The organism is Metasolibacillus fluoroglycofenilyticus (genome assembly GCF_003049645.1).
Classification (GTDB): domain Bacteria; phylum Bacillota; class Bacilli; order Bacillales_A; family Planococcaceae; genus Metasolibacillus; species Metasolibacillus fluoroglycofenilyticus.
The window spans coordinates 267,683-283,750 of record NZ_PYWK01000002.1 but is presented as its reverse complement, the minus strand read 5'-3'; the positions used below and the strand labels follow the sequence as shown (position 1 = coordinate 283,750).

Annotated in this window: 18 protein-coding genes and 1 tRNA gene; 15 read left to right on the top strand and 4 right to left on the bottom strand. The window is 39.5% G+C overall.

The window, feature by feature from the left end; genetic code table 11:
- The first annotated feature begins 111 nt into the window (after positions 1-111).
- From C9J36_RS11930 to C9J36_RS11905, 6 genes are all read left to right on the top strand, one after another.
- The gene (locus C9J36_RS11930; RefSeq protein ID WP_066167102.1) at positions 112-576 is read left to right on the top strand and encodes an NUDIX hydrolase; all 465 of its coding nucleotides are present in this window, start codon (positions 112-114) and stop codon (positions 574-576) included.
- A gap of 24 nt (positions 577-600) precedes the next feature.
- The gene (rapZ, locus tag C9J36_RS11925; protein WP_066167099.1) at positions 601-1,482 is read left to right on the top strand and encodes an RNase adapter RapZ; all 882 of its coding nucleotides are present in this window, start codon (positions 601-603) and stop codon (positions 1,480-1,482) included.
- A gap of 4 nt (positions 1,483-1,486) precedes the next feature.
- Positions 1,487-2,464 carry a gluconeogenesis factor YvcK family protein gene (locus tag C9J36_RS11920; RefSeq protein WP_066167096.1) on the top strand — a complete coding sequence of 326 codons (978 nt, stop codon included), beginning with the start codon at positions 1,487-1,489 and terminating at the stop codon, positions 2,462-2,464.
- A gap of 41 nt (positions 2,465-2,505) precedes the next feature.
- Positions 2,506-3,447 carry a DNA-binding protein WhiA gene (gene whiA, locus C9J36_RS11915; RefSeq protein WP_066167093.1) on the top strand — a complete coding sequence of 314 codons (942 nt, stop codon included), beginning with the start codon at positions 2,506-2,508 and terminating at the stop codon, positions 3,445-3,447.
- A 126-nt stretch (positions 3,448-3,573) separates the two neighbouring features.
- Positions 3,574-3,831 carry an HPr family phosphocarrier protein gene (locus C9J36_RS11910; protein WP_107943273.1) on the top strand — a complete coding sequence of 86 codons (258 nt, stop codon included), beginning with the start codon at positions 3,574-3,576 and terminating at the stop codon, positions 3,829-3,831.
- Positions 3,832-3,855: 24 nt separating this feature from the next.
- The gene (locus C9J36_RS11905) at positions 3,856-4,266 is read left to right on the top strand and encodes a GNAT family N-acetyltransferase (protein ID WP_107943272.1); all 411 of its coding nucleotides are present in this window, start codon (positions 3,856-3,858) and stop codon (positions 4,264-4,266) included.
- Between the two features lie 345 nt (positions 4,267-4,611).
- On the opposite strand, the gene C9J36_RS11900 is transcribed toward C9J36_RS11905, so the two are convergent.
- A tRNA-Arg gene (locus C9J36_RS11900) sits at positions 4,612-4,686 on the bottom strand.
- A gap of 227 nt (positions 4,687-4,913) precedes the next feature.
- Between C9J36_RS11900 and clpP the strand changes: the two genes are divergently transcribed.
- A complete protein-coding gene (gene clpP, locus C9J36_RS11895; RefSeq protein WP_066167087.1) occupies positions 4,914-5,504 on the top strand; it encodes an ATP-dependent Clp endopeptidase proteolytic subunit ClpP in 591 nt (196 codons plus the stop codon).
- Here clpP and C9J36_RS11890 read toward each other — a convergent pair.
- A complete protein-coding gene (locus tag C9J36_RS11890) occupies positions 5,466-5,687 on the bottom strand; it encodes a hypothetical protein (protein WP_066167083.1) in 222 nt (73 codons plus the stop codon). The genes clpP and C9J36_RS11890 overlap by 39 nt on opposite strands.
- Positions 5,688-5,932: 245 nt before the next feature.
- Entirely contained in the window at positions 5,933-6,550 is a 618-nt protein-coding gene (locus C9J36_RS11885) for a spore coat protein (protein WP_201261942.1), read from the bottom strand.
- Positions 6,551-6,639: 89 nt separating this feature from the next.
- Here C9J36_RS11885 and C9J36_RS11880 point away from each other — a divergent pair, with 89 nt between their 5' ends.
- From C9J36_RS11880 to C9J36_RS11845, 8 genes are all read left to right on the top strand, one after another.
- Entirely contained in the window at positions 6,640-6,876 is a 237-nt protein-coding gene (locus C9J36_RS11880; protein ID WP_107943271.1) for a glutaredoxin family protein, read from the top strand.
- 216 nt (positions 6,877-7,092) lie between these two features.
- On the top strand, positions 7,093-8,124 hold the full coding sequence (locus tag C9J36_RS11875) for a sugar-binding transcriptional regulator (protein WP_430010635.1): 1,032 nt from the start codon (positions 7,093-7,095) through the stop codon (positions 8,122-8,124).
- Positions 8,125-8,168: 44 nt separating this feature from the next.
- The gene (gene gap, locus C9J36_RS11870) at positions 8,169-9,182 is read left to right on the top strand and encodes a type I glyceraldehyde-3-phosphate dehydrogenase (protein ID WP_066167068.1); all 1,014 of its coding nucleotides are present in this window, start codon (positions 8,169-8,171) and stop codon (positions 9,180-9,182) included.
- Positions 9,183-9,726: 544 nt separating this feature from the next.
- Positions 9,727-10,908, top strand: a complete 1,182-nt coding sequence (locus C9J36_RS11865) for a phosphoglycerate kinase (RefSeq protein ID WP_201261945.1) — start codon at positions 9,727-9,729, stop codon at positions 10,906-10,908.
- 27 nt (positions 10,909-10,935) lie between these two features.
- Positions 10,936-11,697 carry a triose-phosphate isomerase gene (tpiA, locus tag C9J36_RS11860; protein WP_107943269.1) on the top strand — a complete coding sequence of 254 codons (762 nt, stop codon included), beginning with the start codon at positions 10,936-10,938 and terminating at the stop codon, positions 11,695-11,697.
- On the top strand, positions 11,690-13,228 hold the full coding sequence (gene gpmI / locus C9J36_RS11855) for a 2,3-bisphosphoglycerate-independent phosphoglycerate mutase (protein WP_107943268.1): 1,539 nt from the start codon (positions 11,690-11,692) through the stop codon (positions 13,226-13,228). The genes tpiA and gpmI overlap by 8 nt, the downstream gene beginning before the upstream one ends.
- A gap of 25 nt (positions 13,229-13,253) precedes the next feature.
- Positions 13,254-14,546: a phosphopyruvate hydratase gene (gene eno, locus C9J36_RS11850; protein WP_107943267.1), complete on the top strand. Its 1,293-nt coding sequence runs from the start codon at positions 13,254-13,256 to the stop codon at positions 14,544-14,546.
- A gap of 106 nt (positions 14,547-14,652) precedes the next feature.
- Positions 14,653-14,955, top strand: a complete 303-nt coding sequence (locus C9J36_RS11845) for an HIT family protein (protein ID WP_235616064.1) — start codon at positions 14,653-14,655, stop codon at positions 14,953-14,955.
- Between the two features lie 337 nt (positions 14,956-15,292).
- Here C9J36_RS11845 and C9J36_RS11835 read toward each other — a convergent pair whose 3' ends face one another.
- The gene (locus C9J36_RS11835; RefSeq protein WP_107943266.1) at positions 15,293-16,042 is read right to left on the bottom strand and encodes a PepSY domain-containing protein; all 750 of its coding nucleotides are present in this window, start codon (positions 16,040-16,042) and stop codon (positions 15,293-15,295) included.
- Between the last annotated feature and the right edge of the window lie 26 nt (positions 16,043-16,068).

Here is a 16,068-nt window from a genome sequence, read left to right as displayed (position 1 = left end):
CCAAATAGCTTGAAAAAATCTGGATACAATTACGCTAAGGTGTAATTGATAATGTATAATGAAGTAAAAGGTGAATGATAAAATAATTGCAATTGATTTGGGGTGAAATGTATGCAAAGAATTGCCAATTTACTAGCAATACAAGATGGGAAGGTATTGTTACTGCAAAAGCCAAGACGCGGCTGGTATGTCGCGCCGGGTGGCAAGATGGAAAGTGGTGAGTCGATTTATGAAGCGGCTATTCGTGAATTCCAAGAAGAAACGAATGCAACACCGCAAAATGTCCATTTAAAAGGTGTTTATACGATGGTGATTAAACGGGAGCAAGAAATCGTTAATGAGTGGATGCTTTACACTTTTGTCGCACATGGTATAGAAGGTATACCTTATGAGGAAACGAGGGAAGGCATACTTGGCTGGTTCGATATTGACCAATTGCACCATTTACCAATGGCTGAAGGAGACCGAACAAATTTGTTGTTTGTTGCATCAAATAAAGGGATGCAATATGGGACATTTGAGTATACAGAGCAATTTGAGCTATTAAGTGAAACAATACAAAATTCACAAGAGTAAATAAGCGAAGGGAGAACTGTCGATATGAGTAATCAAACATATGCACAGGAGCTAGTAATTATTTCAGGGATGTCTGGGGCTGGAAAGACGGTAGCGGTGCAAAGCTTTGAAGATTTAGGTTTTTATTGCGTCGATAATATCCCACCAGAACTTTTGACGACATTTTTAGCATTAATGCGTGATTCAGAGAGGAAAATTTCACGTATAGCTGTTGTAATGGATTTGCGTGGGTATCAGTTTTTTGAATCAGTATCGGCTGTTCTGAATGAGCTAGCCAATCAGGAAGATATTCAGGGCAATATTTTATTCTTAGATGCCGATGATGAGGCACTCGTAAGACGCTATAAAGAAACGCGACGCTCACATCCTTTGGCGCCAGCAGGTCTACTTTTAGATGGGATTAAATTAGAGCGTCAATTACTTGAGGAAATTAAAAGTCAGGCAAAAACAGTTATTAATACATCGACGCTAAAGCCAAGGGAGCTACGTGAGATTATTACGAGTAAATTTGCGCATTCTAATAAGCCAATTTTTTCAGTAAATGTCATGTCCTTTGGCTTTAAACATGGCATGCCGATTGATGCTGACTTAGTATTCGATGTGCGATTTTTGAAAAATCCTTATTATGTTGAAGAACTCCGCCAAAAAACAGGTTTGCAAACGGAGGTTTCCTCCTATGTTTTGGCGACAGAAGAAACACAGCAACTTATCGTAAAGCTAACGGATTTATTGCAATTCATGGTTCCGCTCTACAAAAAAGAAGGTAAATCGCAGCTAGTCATTGCATTTGGCTGTACAGGTGGTCAGCATCGCTCTGTAACATTAGCAGAATATTTTGGAAAGCTGCTTAGTCAAAAGGAGCATACAATTGTGACGCACCGAGATATTAAACGTAGAAAGGCTTGATGGGATGGAAAAACTCAATAAAAAAGTCGTAGTCATCGGTGGCGGAACAGGGCTTTCCACTGTAATACGTGGCTTAAAAAAGAAGCCCTTTGATATTACAGCTATCGTAACTGTGGCAGATGATGGTGGGTCTTCAGGACGCCTTCGTGATGACTACGATATTCCACCGCCAGGCGATATACGCAATGTAATTGCTGCGCTCTCCGATGTAGAGCCGTTAGTTGAGAAGATGTTTCAATATCGCTTTTCGAACTCGGACGATTTAGGTGGTCATTCATTAGGAAATTTAATGCTTACAGCACTAACGGATATTACAGGTGATTTTAGCCACGCCATTGCTGAAATAAGCAAAGTGCTGAATGTACATGGCAAAGTATTACCTGCCTCTAATAAAAAAGTCACGCTGCATGCGGAGCTAGTTGACGGAACCTATATTGAGGGAGAGTCGCGTATACCGCAAGCTCAATCAGCAATCAAGCGAGTTTTTTTATCCCCGGGCGATGTAGCTCCTTTACCGGCAGCTATTCGTGCGATACATAGCGCAGACTATATTTTAATTGGCCCAGGTAGCCTATATACGAGCATTATTCCCAATTTATTAGTTGAAGAATTAGGGACTGCTGTTATTCGTTCCAAAGCTGAGAAAATATACATTTGCAATTTAATGACACAAAAAGGTGAAACGCTAAACTATAGTGTAGCAGACCATATTGAAGCCATTCATGCGCATATGAAAACACCATTTATTCAAAAGGTGCTAGTCAATGATTTTATAATGCCGCAACCTGTTATTGATAGCTATCAAACTGAAAATGCTAAGCCGGTTGCTGTAGATATTGAACGTATCGAAAAAATGGGAATTGAAGTAATTCAAAAGGAAATTGCGCTCATTAAAAACAATACTGTACGTCACCATGCACTGAATGTAGCACAGTGGCTAGAAGAATGTAGCGAACAAAAGCAGCGAAAAAAGAAATGCTAATAGCGGGACTTTATTCCTTGTAAAGAAAGGGGGAGACATCGATGTCGTTTGCATCAGAAACAAAAAAAGAGCTGACACAAATAGAGGCGGATGATATGAACTTAAAGGCGGAAGTTTCTGCACTCATTCGAATGAATGGCTCATTATCATTTACAAATCGCCAACTTAGCTTAGATGTCCAGACAGAAAATGCTGCAATTGCCAGAAGACTTTATACGATTGTTAAAAAGCTTTATCCATATAATGTAGAGCTACTTGTTCGTAAAAAAATGCGCTTAAAGAAAAATAATGTGTATATTTGCCGGGTGCGTGAAGGTGCTCGTGAATTGTTAACAGATTTGCAAATTATTTCGGATGAATTTCAATTTAACCATACAATTGCTGAATCACTTGTTCAAAAAAATAATCATAAGAGAGCGTATTTGCGTGGCGCTTTTTTAGCAGGGGGTTCTGTTAATAATCCTGAAACATCCTCCTACCATTTGGAAATTTATTCGCTATATAAAGAGCATGGCGAAGCATTGGCGGAGCTAATGAATACGTTCCAGCTAAATGCCAAAACGATTGAGCGAAAAAAAGGCTTTGTAACTTATTTAAAAGAAGCAGAAAAAATTTCTGATTTCTTAAGCCTAGTAGGCGCACATCAAGCAATGTTGAAATTTGAAGATGTACGAATTTTAAGGGATATGCGCAACAGTGTAAATCGCATTGTGAATTGTGAAACAGCGAATTTGAATAAAACGATTGGTGCTGCATTGCGCCAAGTTGAAAATATACGTTATATTGATAATGCCATTGGGCTTGATCAACTGCCTGAAAAGCTGCGTGAAATTGCACGTCTGCGTGTAGAGTATCAAGATGTGACATTGAAGGAGCTAGGCGAAATGGTATCGACGGGTGTTGTAAGTAAGTCAGGTGTCAACCATCGTTTACGTAAAATCGATGAAATTGCAGAGGCAATTAGACGCGGAGAAAAAATTTAAGCTAATAGTAGAAAAATTTTGAAAACGAATACAAAATACGATGCGTATACATTGTTCTTTTCCTATCAATTCGATAAGATAAGGTTACAATAATAGATGAGCGGTAATGGAAAGGGAGAAAAGGGAATGACTGAAAATCAAGTAGAAGTCAAATTAAAATCAGGATTGCAGGCTAGGCAGGCAGCGCTTTTTGTACAGCAAGCAAATCGCTATAAATCTGATGTCTTTTTACAAAAGGACAATAAAAAAGTAAATGCCAAATCGATTATGGGAATTATGAGTTTGGCAATTGCGAGAGGCACACAAGTAACCCTAATAGCTACTGGTGAAGACGCAGAAAAAGCAGTTGCCGCACTGACGGAATTTATTGAGCAAGAAGACTAAGCAACTGTAAGTAGGAGAAAAAATATGTATAAATGTAGAGAAGCATCAAATGAAGAAGTTCAATTTGTTGAGGAGGAATTAACGAAATATAATTTACGAAAAAAGCCGCTATTACAAGAAAAAGAGTTCATTTCTTTTAAGCATGTAGTGGAGGACGATGGCAAAATAATCGGTGGTGTATTTGGTTATTCTTCCTACTATAAAATTGGCTATATTGATACATTGTGGGTTGATGAAAATTATCGTCATAAAGGAATCGGGACAGTGCTTTTAAAAGCAATTGAAGCGGATTTATATGATTTTGGTTGCGAGGTCATTCGTCTTGAAACTTTTGATTTTCAAGGACCTGCATTTTATAAAAAGAATGGTTATGAGGAATTTGGGTCGCTCTATTACCCAAATGCAAATCTTTATGAAATCTTTTTAAAAAAATAAGGAAATATTGTTGCGGTCAGATTGCATTTGCCAACTGACCGTTTTTTAGCGAGAAAGAATGAGGCTGTCCGAAAAGATGTGCACTTTTCGGACAGCCCCGTCCCTTTTCTTTATTCATAAAACCGATAAACCTCTATTGCTCGCTAATTTATATTCAAATGATAGTTGTCATGAATTAAATAAGTCTGTCATAAGTAGTTTAAAGAGAGGTGGATAAGGCTCAATCGGTACAGTGTGATATCGCCTTTATCCATCAACTCCCTCTTATGAGTCAATTAGGCTGCTAAACTAATTGGCTCATAAATCAGGTCTTGCTATACAAAATATTATATTGAAACAGTAAAATGGTGCCCTCGGAGGGAATCGAACCCCCAGCGGAAGAACCGGAATCTTCAGTGTTATCCATTACACCACGAGGACAAGTGCAAAAATTGTGCAAAGCTCTGAATGGTGATAAAATCGTCGTATATGCAAAAATTAACGACTTTTCAATTATACAAACGACAGCTGAATATTTCAAGATAAATTTTCGGAGTTTATATTTGACCTTTCTTGACTATTGCGTGTATGATAAGAATACAGTTGAAGGAGCTTAGCTTTTCAACAATGAGCATATGAATTTACCTTTTATAAAGGAGGATTTTTCAATGAATTTAATTCCTACAGTTATTGAACAAACAAACCGTGGTGAGCGAGCTTACGATATTTATTCACGCTTACTAAAAGACCGTATTATTTTATTAGGCAGTGCAATTGATGATAATGTAGCAAACTCAATTGTAGCGCAGTTATTATTTTTAGAGGCAGAAGACCCAGATAAAGATATTTCTTTATACATTAACTCTCCTGGTGGTTCAATTACAGCAGGTATGGCTATTTACGATACAATGAACTTCATTAAACCGAAAGTACAAACAATTTGTATCGGTATGGCTGCGTCGATGGGGGCGTTTTTATTAGCTGCTGGTGAGCCAGGGAAACGTATGGCATTACCAAACGCAGAAGTAATGATTCACCAACCACTTGGCGGTGCACAAGGGCAAGCAACTGAAATTGAAATTGCCGCAAAACGTATTTTACACTTACGTGAAAAATTAAACACAATTATGGCTGAGAAAACAGGTCAAGATTATGCAACAATTTCTCGCGATACAGACCGCGATAACTTCATGACGGCTGAGCAAGCAAAAGCATACGGCTTAATTGATGAAATTATTGAGCGCAACCAAGTGAAATAATAGAGGCGTCCAAAAAAGCCGTGCGATTGCCGGCGTTTTGGACGCTTTTGTTAATGTTTCTTCAAAGGGTTCACACAGGGAGAAACGCAAGAAGATTTTATCACGATTCAGCAGGAAACTCCCACCTCCACAGGCGCAAGATGAATCCTGATTCAGTAGGTGTTCAAATACCTGCTGAATCATGATAAGGCCTCCAGCAGATGTCACAGATTTTTTCGAGTGAAGGTGAAAAGCAAATTTTCATGGTATATGTAAGAGCCATTGCTTTTTTATCGAAAAATCCTAATTCGCCCATCTTCACTTAGAAGAAACACTGTTACTCTCACTATTAAAGATAGTCTTCTTTATTTCCATAAGCATATCTTTTAAAAAGCATCCTCAAAAAACGTCCCACAAGCAGGCGAAAGCACTGCTTGTGGGACGCTCTTTTAGTTTGGCATGTTTTTTGCCATTTGACCTTGACCATACATATTAAGCATCGCTTGCATATCAGGGCCTGACAATTGAGGCACTTGATAATTGCCTTTTTTGTTTTGATAAATAGATATTTCATAGGCCATTTCAATACAGTTTGGTACAGAATCCTGTAGGACACGGCGTAACACAGGGTTACACGTTTCGAGTGCAGCCTTTGTTTTGCCTGTAGCACCAACTTTATGAACGCTTAATAAGCAGCCAGCGATGATAGCATCATCTAGCTCGTTAGCAGCTTGCATTGGTTTTTTTGGTTCACCTGGTGTGATACCATATTTGAAATCATTTCCTGTTTGCATATTGTATGTGCGTGTAGGATGCTGTGGGTCGTGCCCCGTTTTGTATGCTTCGACAGTAATATTATATTCATCGAGCATAAAAGCATATTGCTTGTCCATAATAGAAAGTAGCTCTGGGTCTTGCACATGGTCACGCAGCAAAACGCATTGATTTAAACCACCAATCATTGCGCTTAAAACTTCATGCACATCAAATAATTCATGTCCGCCATGATTTGTCGAAAGTGGTCCCATTGCTTGTTCCTGCTGTTGCTGTTGAAAATCACCTGTCATTAATTTTTCCTCCTATCGAAATGTCGTACATTTTATAGGTTGCCTAACTTGTGTTATTTTATACATAGTGAATTGAAAGAGGGATGCAAATGAAAACAGTTAATTTTTACTTAAGACCTGATTGTCAGTTATGTGAGGAAGGCTTGCTGACACTAAAGCTTGTACAAGAGGATTGTGCATTTGAGCTCACTGTTATTAACATTGAAGAAAACGAGGCACTACATGAGAAGTATATGCTGATGATTCCAGTTGTTACTTGTGATGAGCAGATTCTTCAATACGGTCAGCTTGATTATGTAACACTGTTTGAAGCACTGCACGAGTAACGGTGCTTCAAGTAGTCTTATTATAATTGATTCGAAATCTTTAGACAAAATAATTTGCTAAAAAATATAGATGTGTATATAATATAGTCGAAAGGTAATTTTTTTTACTCTAAGTGGGACGATTTTTTATTGGCGGGACAAAAAATGACCCGAAGATATACCTACTTATATTAAGCAACAATTGATTGAGGCTTCACTTTATGGAAGGTGATGTTGTTGAACGGTAATTCTTTATATGAAATGCAGCGCAAATTGGTGCCGGAAATGGATGATTTGCTGACGAAGCGCTTTCGATTATTGCAGGCAATTGCATTACAAAGCCCTATCGGAAGAAGAGCTTTAGCTGATATTTTACAGCTTACAGAACGCGATGTTCGTAAAGAGACGCAAATTTTAAATGACCAGCAATTAATTCAAATTCAGGTCAAAGGCATGGTTTGCACAGAACTTGGGTATACCGTTTTAGAGCAATTAAAAACATTGTTTAACGAGTTAATGGGTATTTCCAAAAAAGAGCAACAGCTTCAGACTGCGCTTCAAATTAGCAAAGTTATTATCGTCCCAAGTGATATTGAGCAAGATGTGAGCACTTATTCTTTAATAGGAAAAGAGGCTGCAACACTTGTTATGCAAAAAGCACAGCCGAACTGCAAAATAGCGGTGACAGGAGGTAGCTCAGTTGGCTCGATTGGGCCATATCTACAACCTTCTAAAGCTTTGCAAAGTGCACAATTTATTGCTGCACGAGGTGGGATTGGTGATGAAATGACAATGCAAGCGAACACGCTCGTTTCACAATTTGCTGAGCGGTGTCACGCAACGTATCGCACGCTATTTTTACCAGAGCATTTAAGCGAACAAGCATACAGTGCTATGAAAGATGAACCAATTGTTAAGGAAATGATTGAACTTTACGACAATATTAATATCGTAATTCATGGCATAGGTGATGCAATGGAAATGGCTGACCGCAGGCAAAGTACAGAACAAGACAAACAATTATTGCTGAACAAAGGCGCGATTGGTGAAGCATTTGGCTATTATTTCGACGAACAAGGGCAAATTGTGCACCATATTCGCACAATCGGAATTCAGCTAGAACAAGTGCAGCAAAGTGATTTAATTATCGCAATTGCAGCGGGAGCAAGTAAGGCAAAATCGGTACAGGCATATTTTAAAAATGCAGTAAAAAATACAATTTTCATTACCGATGAAAGTGCAGCAAATGCAATTTTAGAAAATCTATAATGGGCAAATAAGCTCTTATAAATAAATTTTTGGAGGAATTTCACATGGCAGTAAAATTAGCAATTAATGGATTCGGACGTATTGGACGCAAAGTGTTTCGTGAAGCAATGAATAACAGTGAAGTGGAAGTAGTTGCAATCAACGACTTAACAGATGCTGGTCAGCTTGCACACTTATTAAAGTATGACTCAGTACACGGTATCTATGATGCTGATGTGAAAGCAGGGGAAAATTCTTTCACTGTTAACGGTACAGAAATTAAAGTATATGCAGAAAAAGACCCAACACAATTACCTTGGGGCGAATTAGGTGTAGACATTGTACTTGAATGTACAGGTATTTTTAACAATAAAGAAAAGTTAAGCTATCATTTACAAGCAGGTGCGAAAAAAGCGATTCTTTCAGCTCCGGCAAAAGGTGATGTACCAACATATGTAATGGGTGTAAACCACGAAGATTACAATCCAGAAACAGATGATGTATTATCGAATGCTTCTTGTACAACAAACTGTCTTGCACCATTGGCAAAAGTATTAGACGAAAAATTTGGTATCGAGCGCGGATTAATGACAACAATCCACTCTTATACAAATGACCAACGCATTCTTGACTTACCACACCCTGACTTACGTCGTGCGCGTGCTGGTGCGTTATCAATGATTCCAACTACAACGGGTGCAGCAGTAGCAGTATCAAAAGTATTACCTCAGTTAAAAGGTAAATTAGATGGCTTCTCAATGCGTGTACCAACACCAAACGTATCTTGTGTAGACTTAGTTGCAACATTAAAAAAAGACGTAACAGTTGAAGAAGTAAATGCAGCATTAAAAGAAGCAGCAGAAGGCGAATTAAAAGGTATTTTAGATTACAATGAGCTACCATTAGTATCAACTGATTACAATGGCAACGTAAGCTCTTCAACAATCGACGGACTATCTACAATGGTGCTAGAAAATAAACTAGTAAAAGTTATTTCATGGTATGATAACGAAAGTGGTTACTCTGCACGTTTATTAGATCTTGCACTATATGTAGCAAGCAAAGGTTTCAAAAAATAATATAGCCTGAGTCAACAAGAAGAAAGGGGTCGTCTGAAAAATCATTTTGAGACGGCCCTTTTGCGACGAGGATAATAACAATTTATCATGATTCAGCAGAAAACTCCCATTTCCATAGGTGGCGAGAGGAATGCTTATCTTGCCTTTTATTCAGTGGGTGTTCAAACACCTGCTGAATCATGATAAAGCCTCCCGCGGATGTCACAGATTTTTTTCGAGCTTGCTCGAAAAAAATCTGGACGCAATTACGCCTCGGCGTAATTGATTGTGACTACTGCAGGTGTTTTTTTGTACTAATAGCTTAGTGACAGGTACAATTGTTTCGGCACTGTATTAAAAGAAAGCCCTCTTTATTTTAATGAGCAAACATTTTACCAAAACACTACCTGCCAGCGTTCAAAATGCCGGCAACTGCACGGCTTTTTGGACGCTAGCCGAATTTTCATTTTTCGTTCATATTTAGTTCGTAAATGGCAAGACATTGAATGTAACTTTTGCTACTATAAAACTAAGTGCGCTAAAAGTTGAAGGGAGCTTTTTTATGTTGAGTAAAAAGACGATGAAGGATATTAATATAAAAGGGAAGCGTGTCTTTGTACGTGTTGATTTTAACGTGCCTATGGAAGATAGTCGCATTACAGATGATACGCGTATTCGCGCGGCATTGCCGACAATTCAATATTTAGTTGAGCAAGGTGCAAAAGTAATTTTAGCATCGCATTTAGGTCGCCCTAAAGGTGAAATAAATGAGGAAATGCGTCTAACAGCAGTAGGAACACGCCTAGCACAATTAATTGAGCGTCCTGTAACAAAATTAGACGAATCAATCGGTGAAACGGTAGAAGCGGCGATTGCTAAAATGCAAGAGGGCGATATCGTATTATTAGAAAATGTTCGCTTCCATAAAGGCGAGGAGAAGAACGACCCAGAGTTGGCACAAAGCTTTGCTAAACTAGCTGATGTTTATGTAAATGACGCATTTGGTGCAGCGCACCGTGCACACGCAACGACAGAAGGGATTGCTAAATATATCCCTGCAGTATCAGGTTTTCTAATGGAAAAGGAACTGGATGTCTTAGGGAAGGCTTTATCGAATCCAGAGCGTCCATTTACAGCAATTATCGGCGGTGCGAAGGTAAAGGATAAAATCGGTGTAATCGAAAATTTATTAGAAAAAGTAGACCACTTAATTATTGGTGGCGGTCTATCGTTTACATTTATTAAAGCTCTAGGGCATGATATCGGAAACTCTTTACTAGAAGAAGATAAAATCGAGCTAGCGAAAAGCTTTATTGATAAGGCGAAGGAAAAAGGCGTGCAATTACATATGCCGATTGATGCTGTTGTAGCAGATGCATTTTCAAAGGATGCAGCTACTCAGGTAGTAGATATTGATGCAATTCCAGCAGGCTGGATGGGACTTGATATTGGACCAAAAACAGCGGCAAGCTACGCAGATGTTATTGCAAATTCAAAACTAATTATTTGGAATGGGCCAATGGGCGTATTCGAAATGGAAAAATTCGCAAACGGTACAAAAACAGTTGCAAACGCAATGGCTGCAACAGAGGGCTACACTGTAATTGGTGGCGGCGATTCGGCAGCAGCTGTTGAAAAATTCGAAGTAGCAAGCCAGATGAATCATATTTCAACAGGTGGCGGTGCAAGCTTAGAGTTGATGGAAGGTAAGGAACTTCCAGGTATCGTCGCGTTAAATGATAAATAAAATAACTTATTTATTGGAGGCAAAAAGATGCGTAAACCAATTATTGCAGGAAACTGGAAAATGTATAAAACATTTGATGAAGCAGTTGAATTTGTAGAAGCACTACAAGATAAAATTCCATCAAGTGATAAAGTGGACGCAGTCGTTTGTGCACCGGCTCTTTATTTGCCAATACTTGTGCAAATTCAGGCTGAGTCAGAGCTAGCAATTGGCGCACAAAATATGCACTTTGAAAATGAAGGTGCATTTACAGGGGAAATAAGCCCAGCACAGCTAGCGAGTGTAGGTGTGGACTATGTAATTTTAGGTCACTCAGAGCGCCGTGAAATGTTTAATGAAACAGACGAAGCAGTTAATAAAAAGGCGCGTGCAGCTCTAGAGCATAGCATTGTACCAATTATTTGCTGTGGTGAAACGCTAGAGGAGCGTGAAGCGGGGCAAACGACAGCGAAAGTGTCAGCACAAATTCGTGCGGCATTGCATGGCTTTACAGGCGAAGAAGTGGCACATATGGTTATTGCCTATGAGCCAATTTGGGCAATTGGTACTGGGAAAACAGCAACTGCTGATGATGCCAATGAGACATGTGGTGCTATTCGCGCAGTTGTAGAGGAGCTATATGGAAACAACGTAGCGGAGGCAATTCGCATTCAATACGGTGGCTCTGTAAAACCAGATAATATTGTCGAGCTACTTTCTAAGGAACATATCGATGGTGCATTAGTTGGAGGCGCAAGCTTACAGCCCGAATCATATTTAAAATTATTGGAGGCGGGGGCAAATGCCTAAAAAGCCAGTAGCATTAATTATTTTAGACGGCTTTGCGCTACGTGACGAAGTAAAAGGAAACGCAGTGGCGCAGGCAAACAAACCAAACTTTGACCGTTACTGGAACGTCTATCCGCATACGACATTAACAGCAAGTGGTGAGGCGGTAGGCCTGCCAGATGGTCAAATGGGTAATTCAGAGGTTGGACATTTAAACATCGGTGCAGGTCGAATCGTTTATCAAAGCTTAACACGTATTAATAAGTCTATCCGTGAAGGTGATTTTTTCCGCAATGAGGCACTTTTGCAAGCGGTAGAACATGTGAAAAAGCATGGCTCAAAGCTACACTTAATGGGACTTTTATCCGATGGGGGTGTACACAGCCATTATGAGCATCTTTTTGCATTGCTCAATTTAGCGAAGGCAAATGGAGCCGAGGATGTATACGTGCACGGCTTTTTAGACGGACGTGATGTTGGTCCAACGACTGCGTTAGAATATATTGAGGAAACAGAAAAGCAAATGGCTGAAATCGGCATCGGTTCATTTGCAACAATCCACGGTCGCTATTATGCGATGGACCGCGATAAGCGCTGGGAACGTGTGGAACTATCCTATAAAGCATTAGTAGACGGTGTTGGTCAAACAGCGGCAACTGCAAAGGAGGGTGTTTCGTCTTCCTATACGCGTGAAGTTGTTGATGAATTTGTTGTGCCGTTTGTCATTACGAAAGAAGGGCAACCGACTGCGACAGTTGATACGAATGATGCGATTATCTTTTTCAACTTCCGACCAGACCGTGCAATTCAGCTTTCGACAGTATTTACAAATCCAGCATTTAACGGATTTGAGCAATCAGAAAAGCATCCTGAAAATGTGATGTTCGTATCATTCACACATTATAGTGATGAGGTGAATGCACTCGTTGCTTATGAAAACGATAATTTAGTGAATACTGTAGGGGAAGTTATTGCAGCAAATGGCTTAACGCAGCTTCGCATCGCTGAAACTGAAAAATATCCACATGTAACATTTTTCATGAGCGGTGGACGTGAGGACAAATTCCCTGGCGAGGAGCGTATTTTAATTGCTTCTCCGAAAGTAGCAACATATGACTTAAAGCCAGAGATGAGCGCATATGAAGTAACAGATGCCCTGCTTTCCGCAATAGAAGAGGAGCGCTTCGATGCTATCCTATTAAACTTTGCAAATCCGGATATGGTTGGACATAGCGGCTTGCTAGAGCCAACAATAAAGGCAATTGAAGCAGTTGATGAATGCCTGGGTAAAATTGTTGATGCAATTCTTGCAAAAGGTGGCGCAGCAATTATTACGGCTGACCACGGTAATTCAGACGAGGTAATTACACTGAATGATTTACCGATGACAGCTCATACAACAAATCCTGTTCCAGTCATTGTGACACAGAGAGATATAGTGCTTGAGCAAAACGGCATTTTAGCAGACCTTGCGCCAACAATGCTAGCGCTTCTCGAAGTGGAGCAACCAGTTGAAATGACAGGGAAGTCATTAATGATGACAACAAAATAAGTTTATCCAAAAAGGAGAATGAAACATGCCATTTATTACACAAGTTTATGCTCGCGAAGTATTAGATTCACGCGGTAATCCAACGGTTGAGGTAGAAGTATTTACAGAATCAGGTGCATTTGGTCGTGCAATCGTGCCATCTGGTGCATCAACTGGTGAACATGAGGCAGTTGAATTACGCGACGGCGACACAACACGCTACTTAGGTAAAGGTGTACTAAAAGCGGTTGAAAACGTCAATACAATTATTGCGGAAGCATTAGAGGACAATTTCTCTGTATTAGACCAAGTAGTAGTAGACAAAGCATTAATCGAGCTTGATGGTACAGCAAACAAAGGGAAACTAGGCGCTAACGCTATTTTAGGTGTATCGATGGCGGTTGCTCATGCAGCAGCAAACTATTTAGATATGCCATTATACCAATACTTAGGCGGCTTCAACGCGAAACAATTACCAGTACCGATGATGAATATTTTAAACGGTGGGGCGCACGCAGATAACAACGTAGATATTCAGGAATTCATGGTAATGCCTGTCGGTGCAGAGTCTTTCACACATGCACTGCGCATCGGCACTGAAATCTTCCATAGCTTAAAAGCGGTATTAAAAGCAAAAGGTTATAATACGGCTGTTGGTGACGAAGGAGGCTTCGCTCCAAACTTAGGCTCAAACGAAGAAGCAATTACAGTTATTTTAGAAGCTATTGAAAAAGCAGGCTACAAGCCGGGTGAAGAAGTGCGCCTAGCAATGGACGTTGCCTCTTCAGAGCTATTCAATAAAGAAGACGGCAAATATCACTTGGATGGAGAAGGCGTCGTTAAAACATCGGAAGAAATGGTTGACTGGTACGAGGAATTAACAGCAAAATACCCAATCATCTCAATCGAGGACGGCTTAGACGAAAACGACTGGGCTGGTCATAAATTATTAACAGAGCGCATCGGCAACCGTGTACAGCTAGTAGGGGACGATTTATTCGTAACGAACACAGAAAAGCTTTCTCGCGGTATCGAGGAAGGCGTAGGCAACTCTATTTTAATTAAAGTAAACCAAATCGGTACGTTAACAGAAACATTCGACGCAATCGAAATGGCAAAACGCGCAGGCTACACAGCAGTTATCTCTCACCGTTCTGGTGAATCAGAGGATGCAACAATTGCAGACATCGCTGTTGCAACTAACGCTGGTCAAATTAAAACAGGTGCACCATCTCGTACAGACCGCGTAGCAAAATACAACCAATTACTACGCATCGAAGACCAACTAGATGCAACTGCACAATATTTAGGCTTAGATACATTCTATAATTTAAAATAAAATGAAAAGGGCGGTCGAGAAAGCAGGGAACACCTGCATTTCCCGACTGCCCTGTTTTGTATTTATAGAAAAATTCAGCTCAATTGCAGTAGGAAGGGAAATGCCGATGAAGAAGATTACTTTATCAAATGGAAAAATAGTTGAAGTCGAATGTTTAAGCTGCGCATTAACAAGCGGGGACGTTAAGCCAGATGGAGGAACTGTAATTGAAACAGCATATTTTCATGCTCATCAAGATGTCGCGTATCCAATAAAAGGATTAATTATAGTAGCCTCTAAAAGACATATAAAGTGTTTTGATGAATTGACTGAGGATGAAAAGGTTGATTATATAAATATTTTGACAAAAATCAGAGCGGCGCAAAGGAAGGTTTTAACGTCTTTCAGCAGAAGCCTTCCGGCGAGATGAATGCAAGTATAAGACCGATTTCAACGGGTGCCAAACACTCGCTGAAAGAAGTTAAAGCCTCCGGCGGATGTCAGGGATTTTGAAAGGAGTCAATCGTCCAAGTACAATTCAAAATCCCGACACAATTACGCCGAGGCGTAATTGATATATAGAACATGTGTATTATTTCTACAATGAAGATACAACACATCATTTCCGTACATGGATGGTACCTCGCTATGAATGGATGCAATTCAGAAACTAACAAAAGAACTTCAAATTCTATAGAAGAACGAATTTTTAAAAAGGAGCTATCAGGAAGGTAAAACCCTCCCGACAGCTCCTTTAATATGAAATGTTAATCATCAATGCTATATTCTAAAATTTTCCCAGTTTGAGCATCAATTTCGAACTCATGCTCAATATGACCATCTCTAATTTCGATTTCATATACGTACAGACCATCATCTTTATCGAGCTTAGTTTTTATTACGCGACCGGATGCTTGCTTTTGTGCAATCGCAATAGCTTGCTCTGATGAAATCAAGTTGCCTGGCTTAGCATACGAATAATCATCATTGTCATTTTTATAAGAAATGTTTTTATTATCCCATTTCGTATGATTTAAAATTGCACCTGTTTGTGCATCAATATTAAATTCGTTTGCGATGCTACCATCACGAACGATAATTTCATAAACACCATCGTCTAGCTTCGCTTTTGTGACGTTACCAGAAGCTTGCTTTAGCGCAATATCCATTGCCTGCTGCTTTGTCATTATATTTGCAGAAGCTTTACTAGTTTGTTGTTTTATTGTATTTAATGTTTCACGCTCAACAACAGTTAATGAGCCTGTTTTCGCGTTTACTTCAAGTTCTAGCTTTTCCGTCGCTGTTTTGATTTCGATTTCATAATGTGGGATATTATCGTCATTGTCATAATCAAAATCAATAATTTGACCATCAAATTGCTTTAAGGCGATATTTTTAGCTTCCTGTGCTGTAATAGCATTTGATTTTTCTGCTGAGCCTGTTAAATCCTTTTGAGCGAAAAGATAGCCAACAAATATTCCCGCAAATACAGTCGGGATAATCCAATATTTTTTCATTTCAAGTTCACTCCTCAAATTAGTTA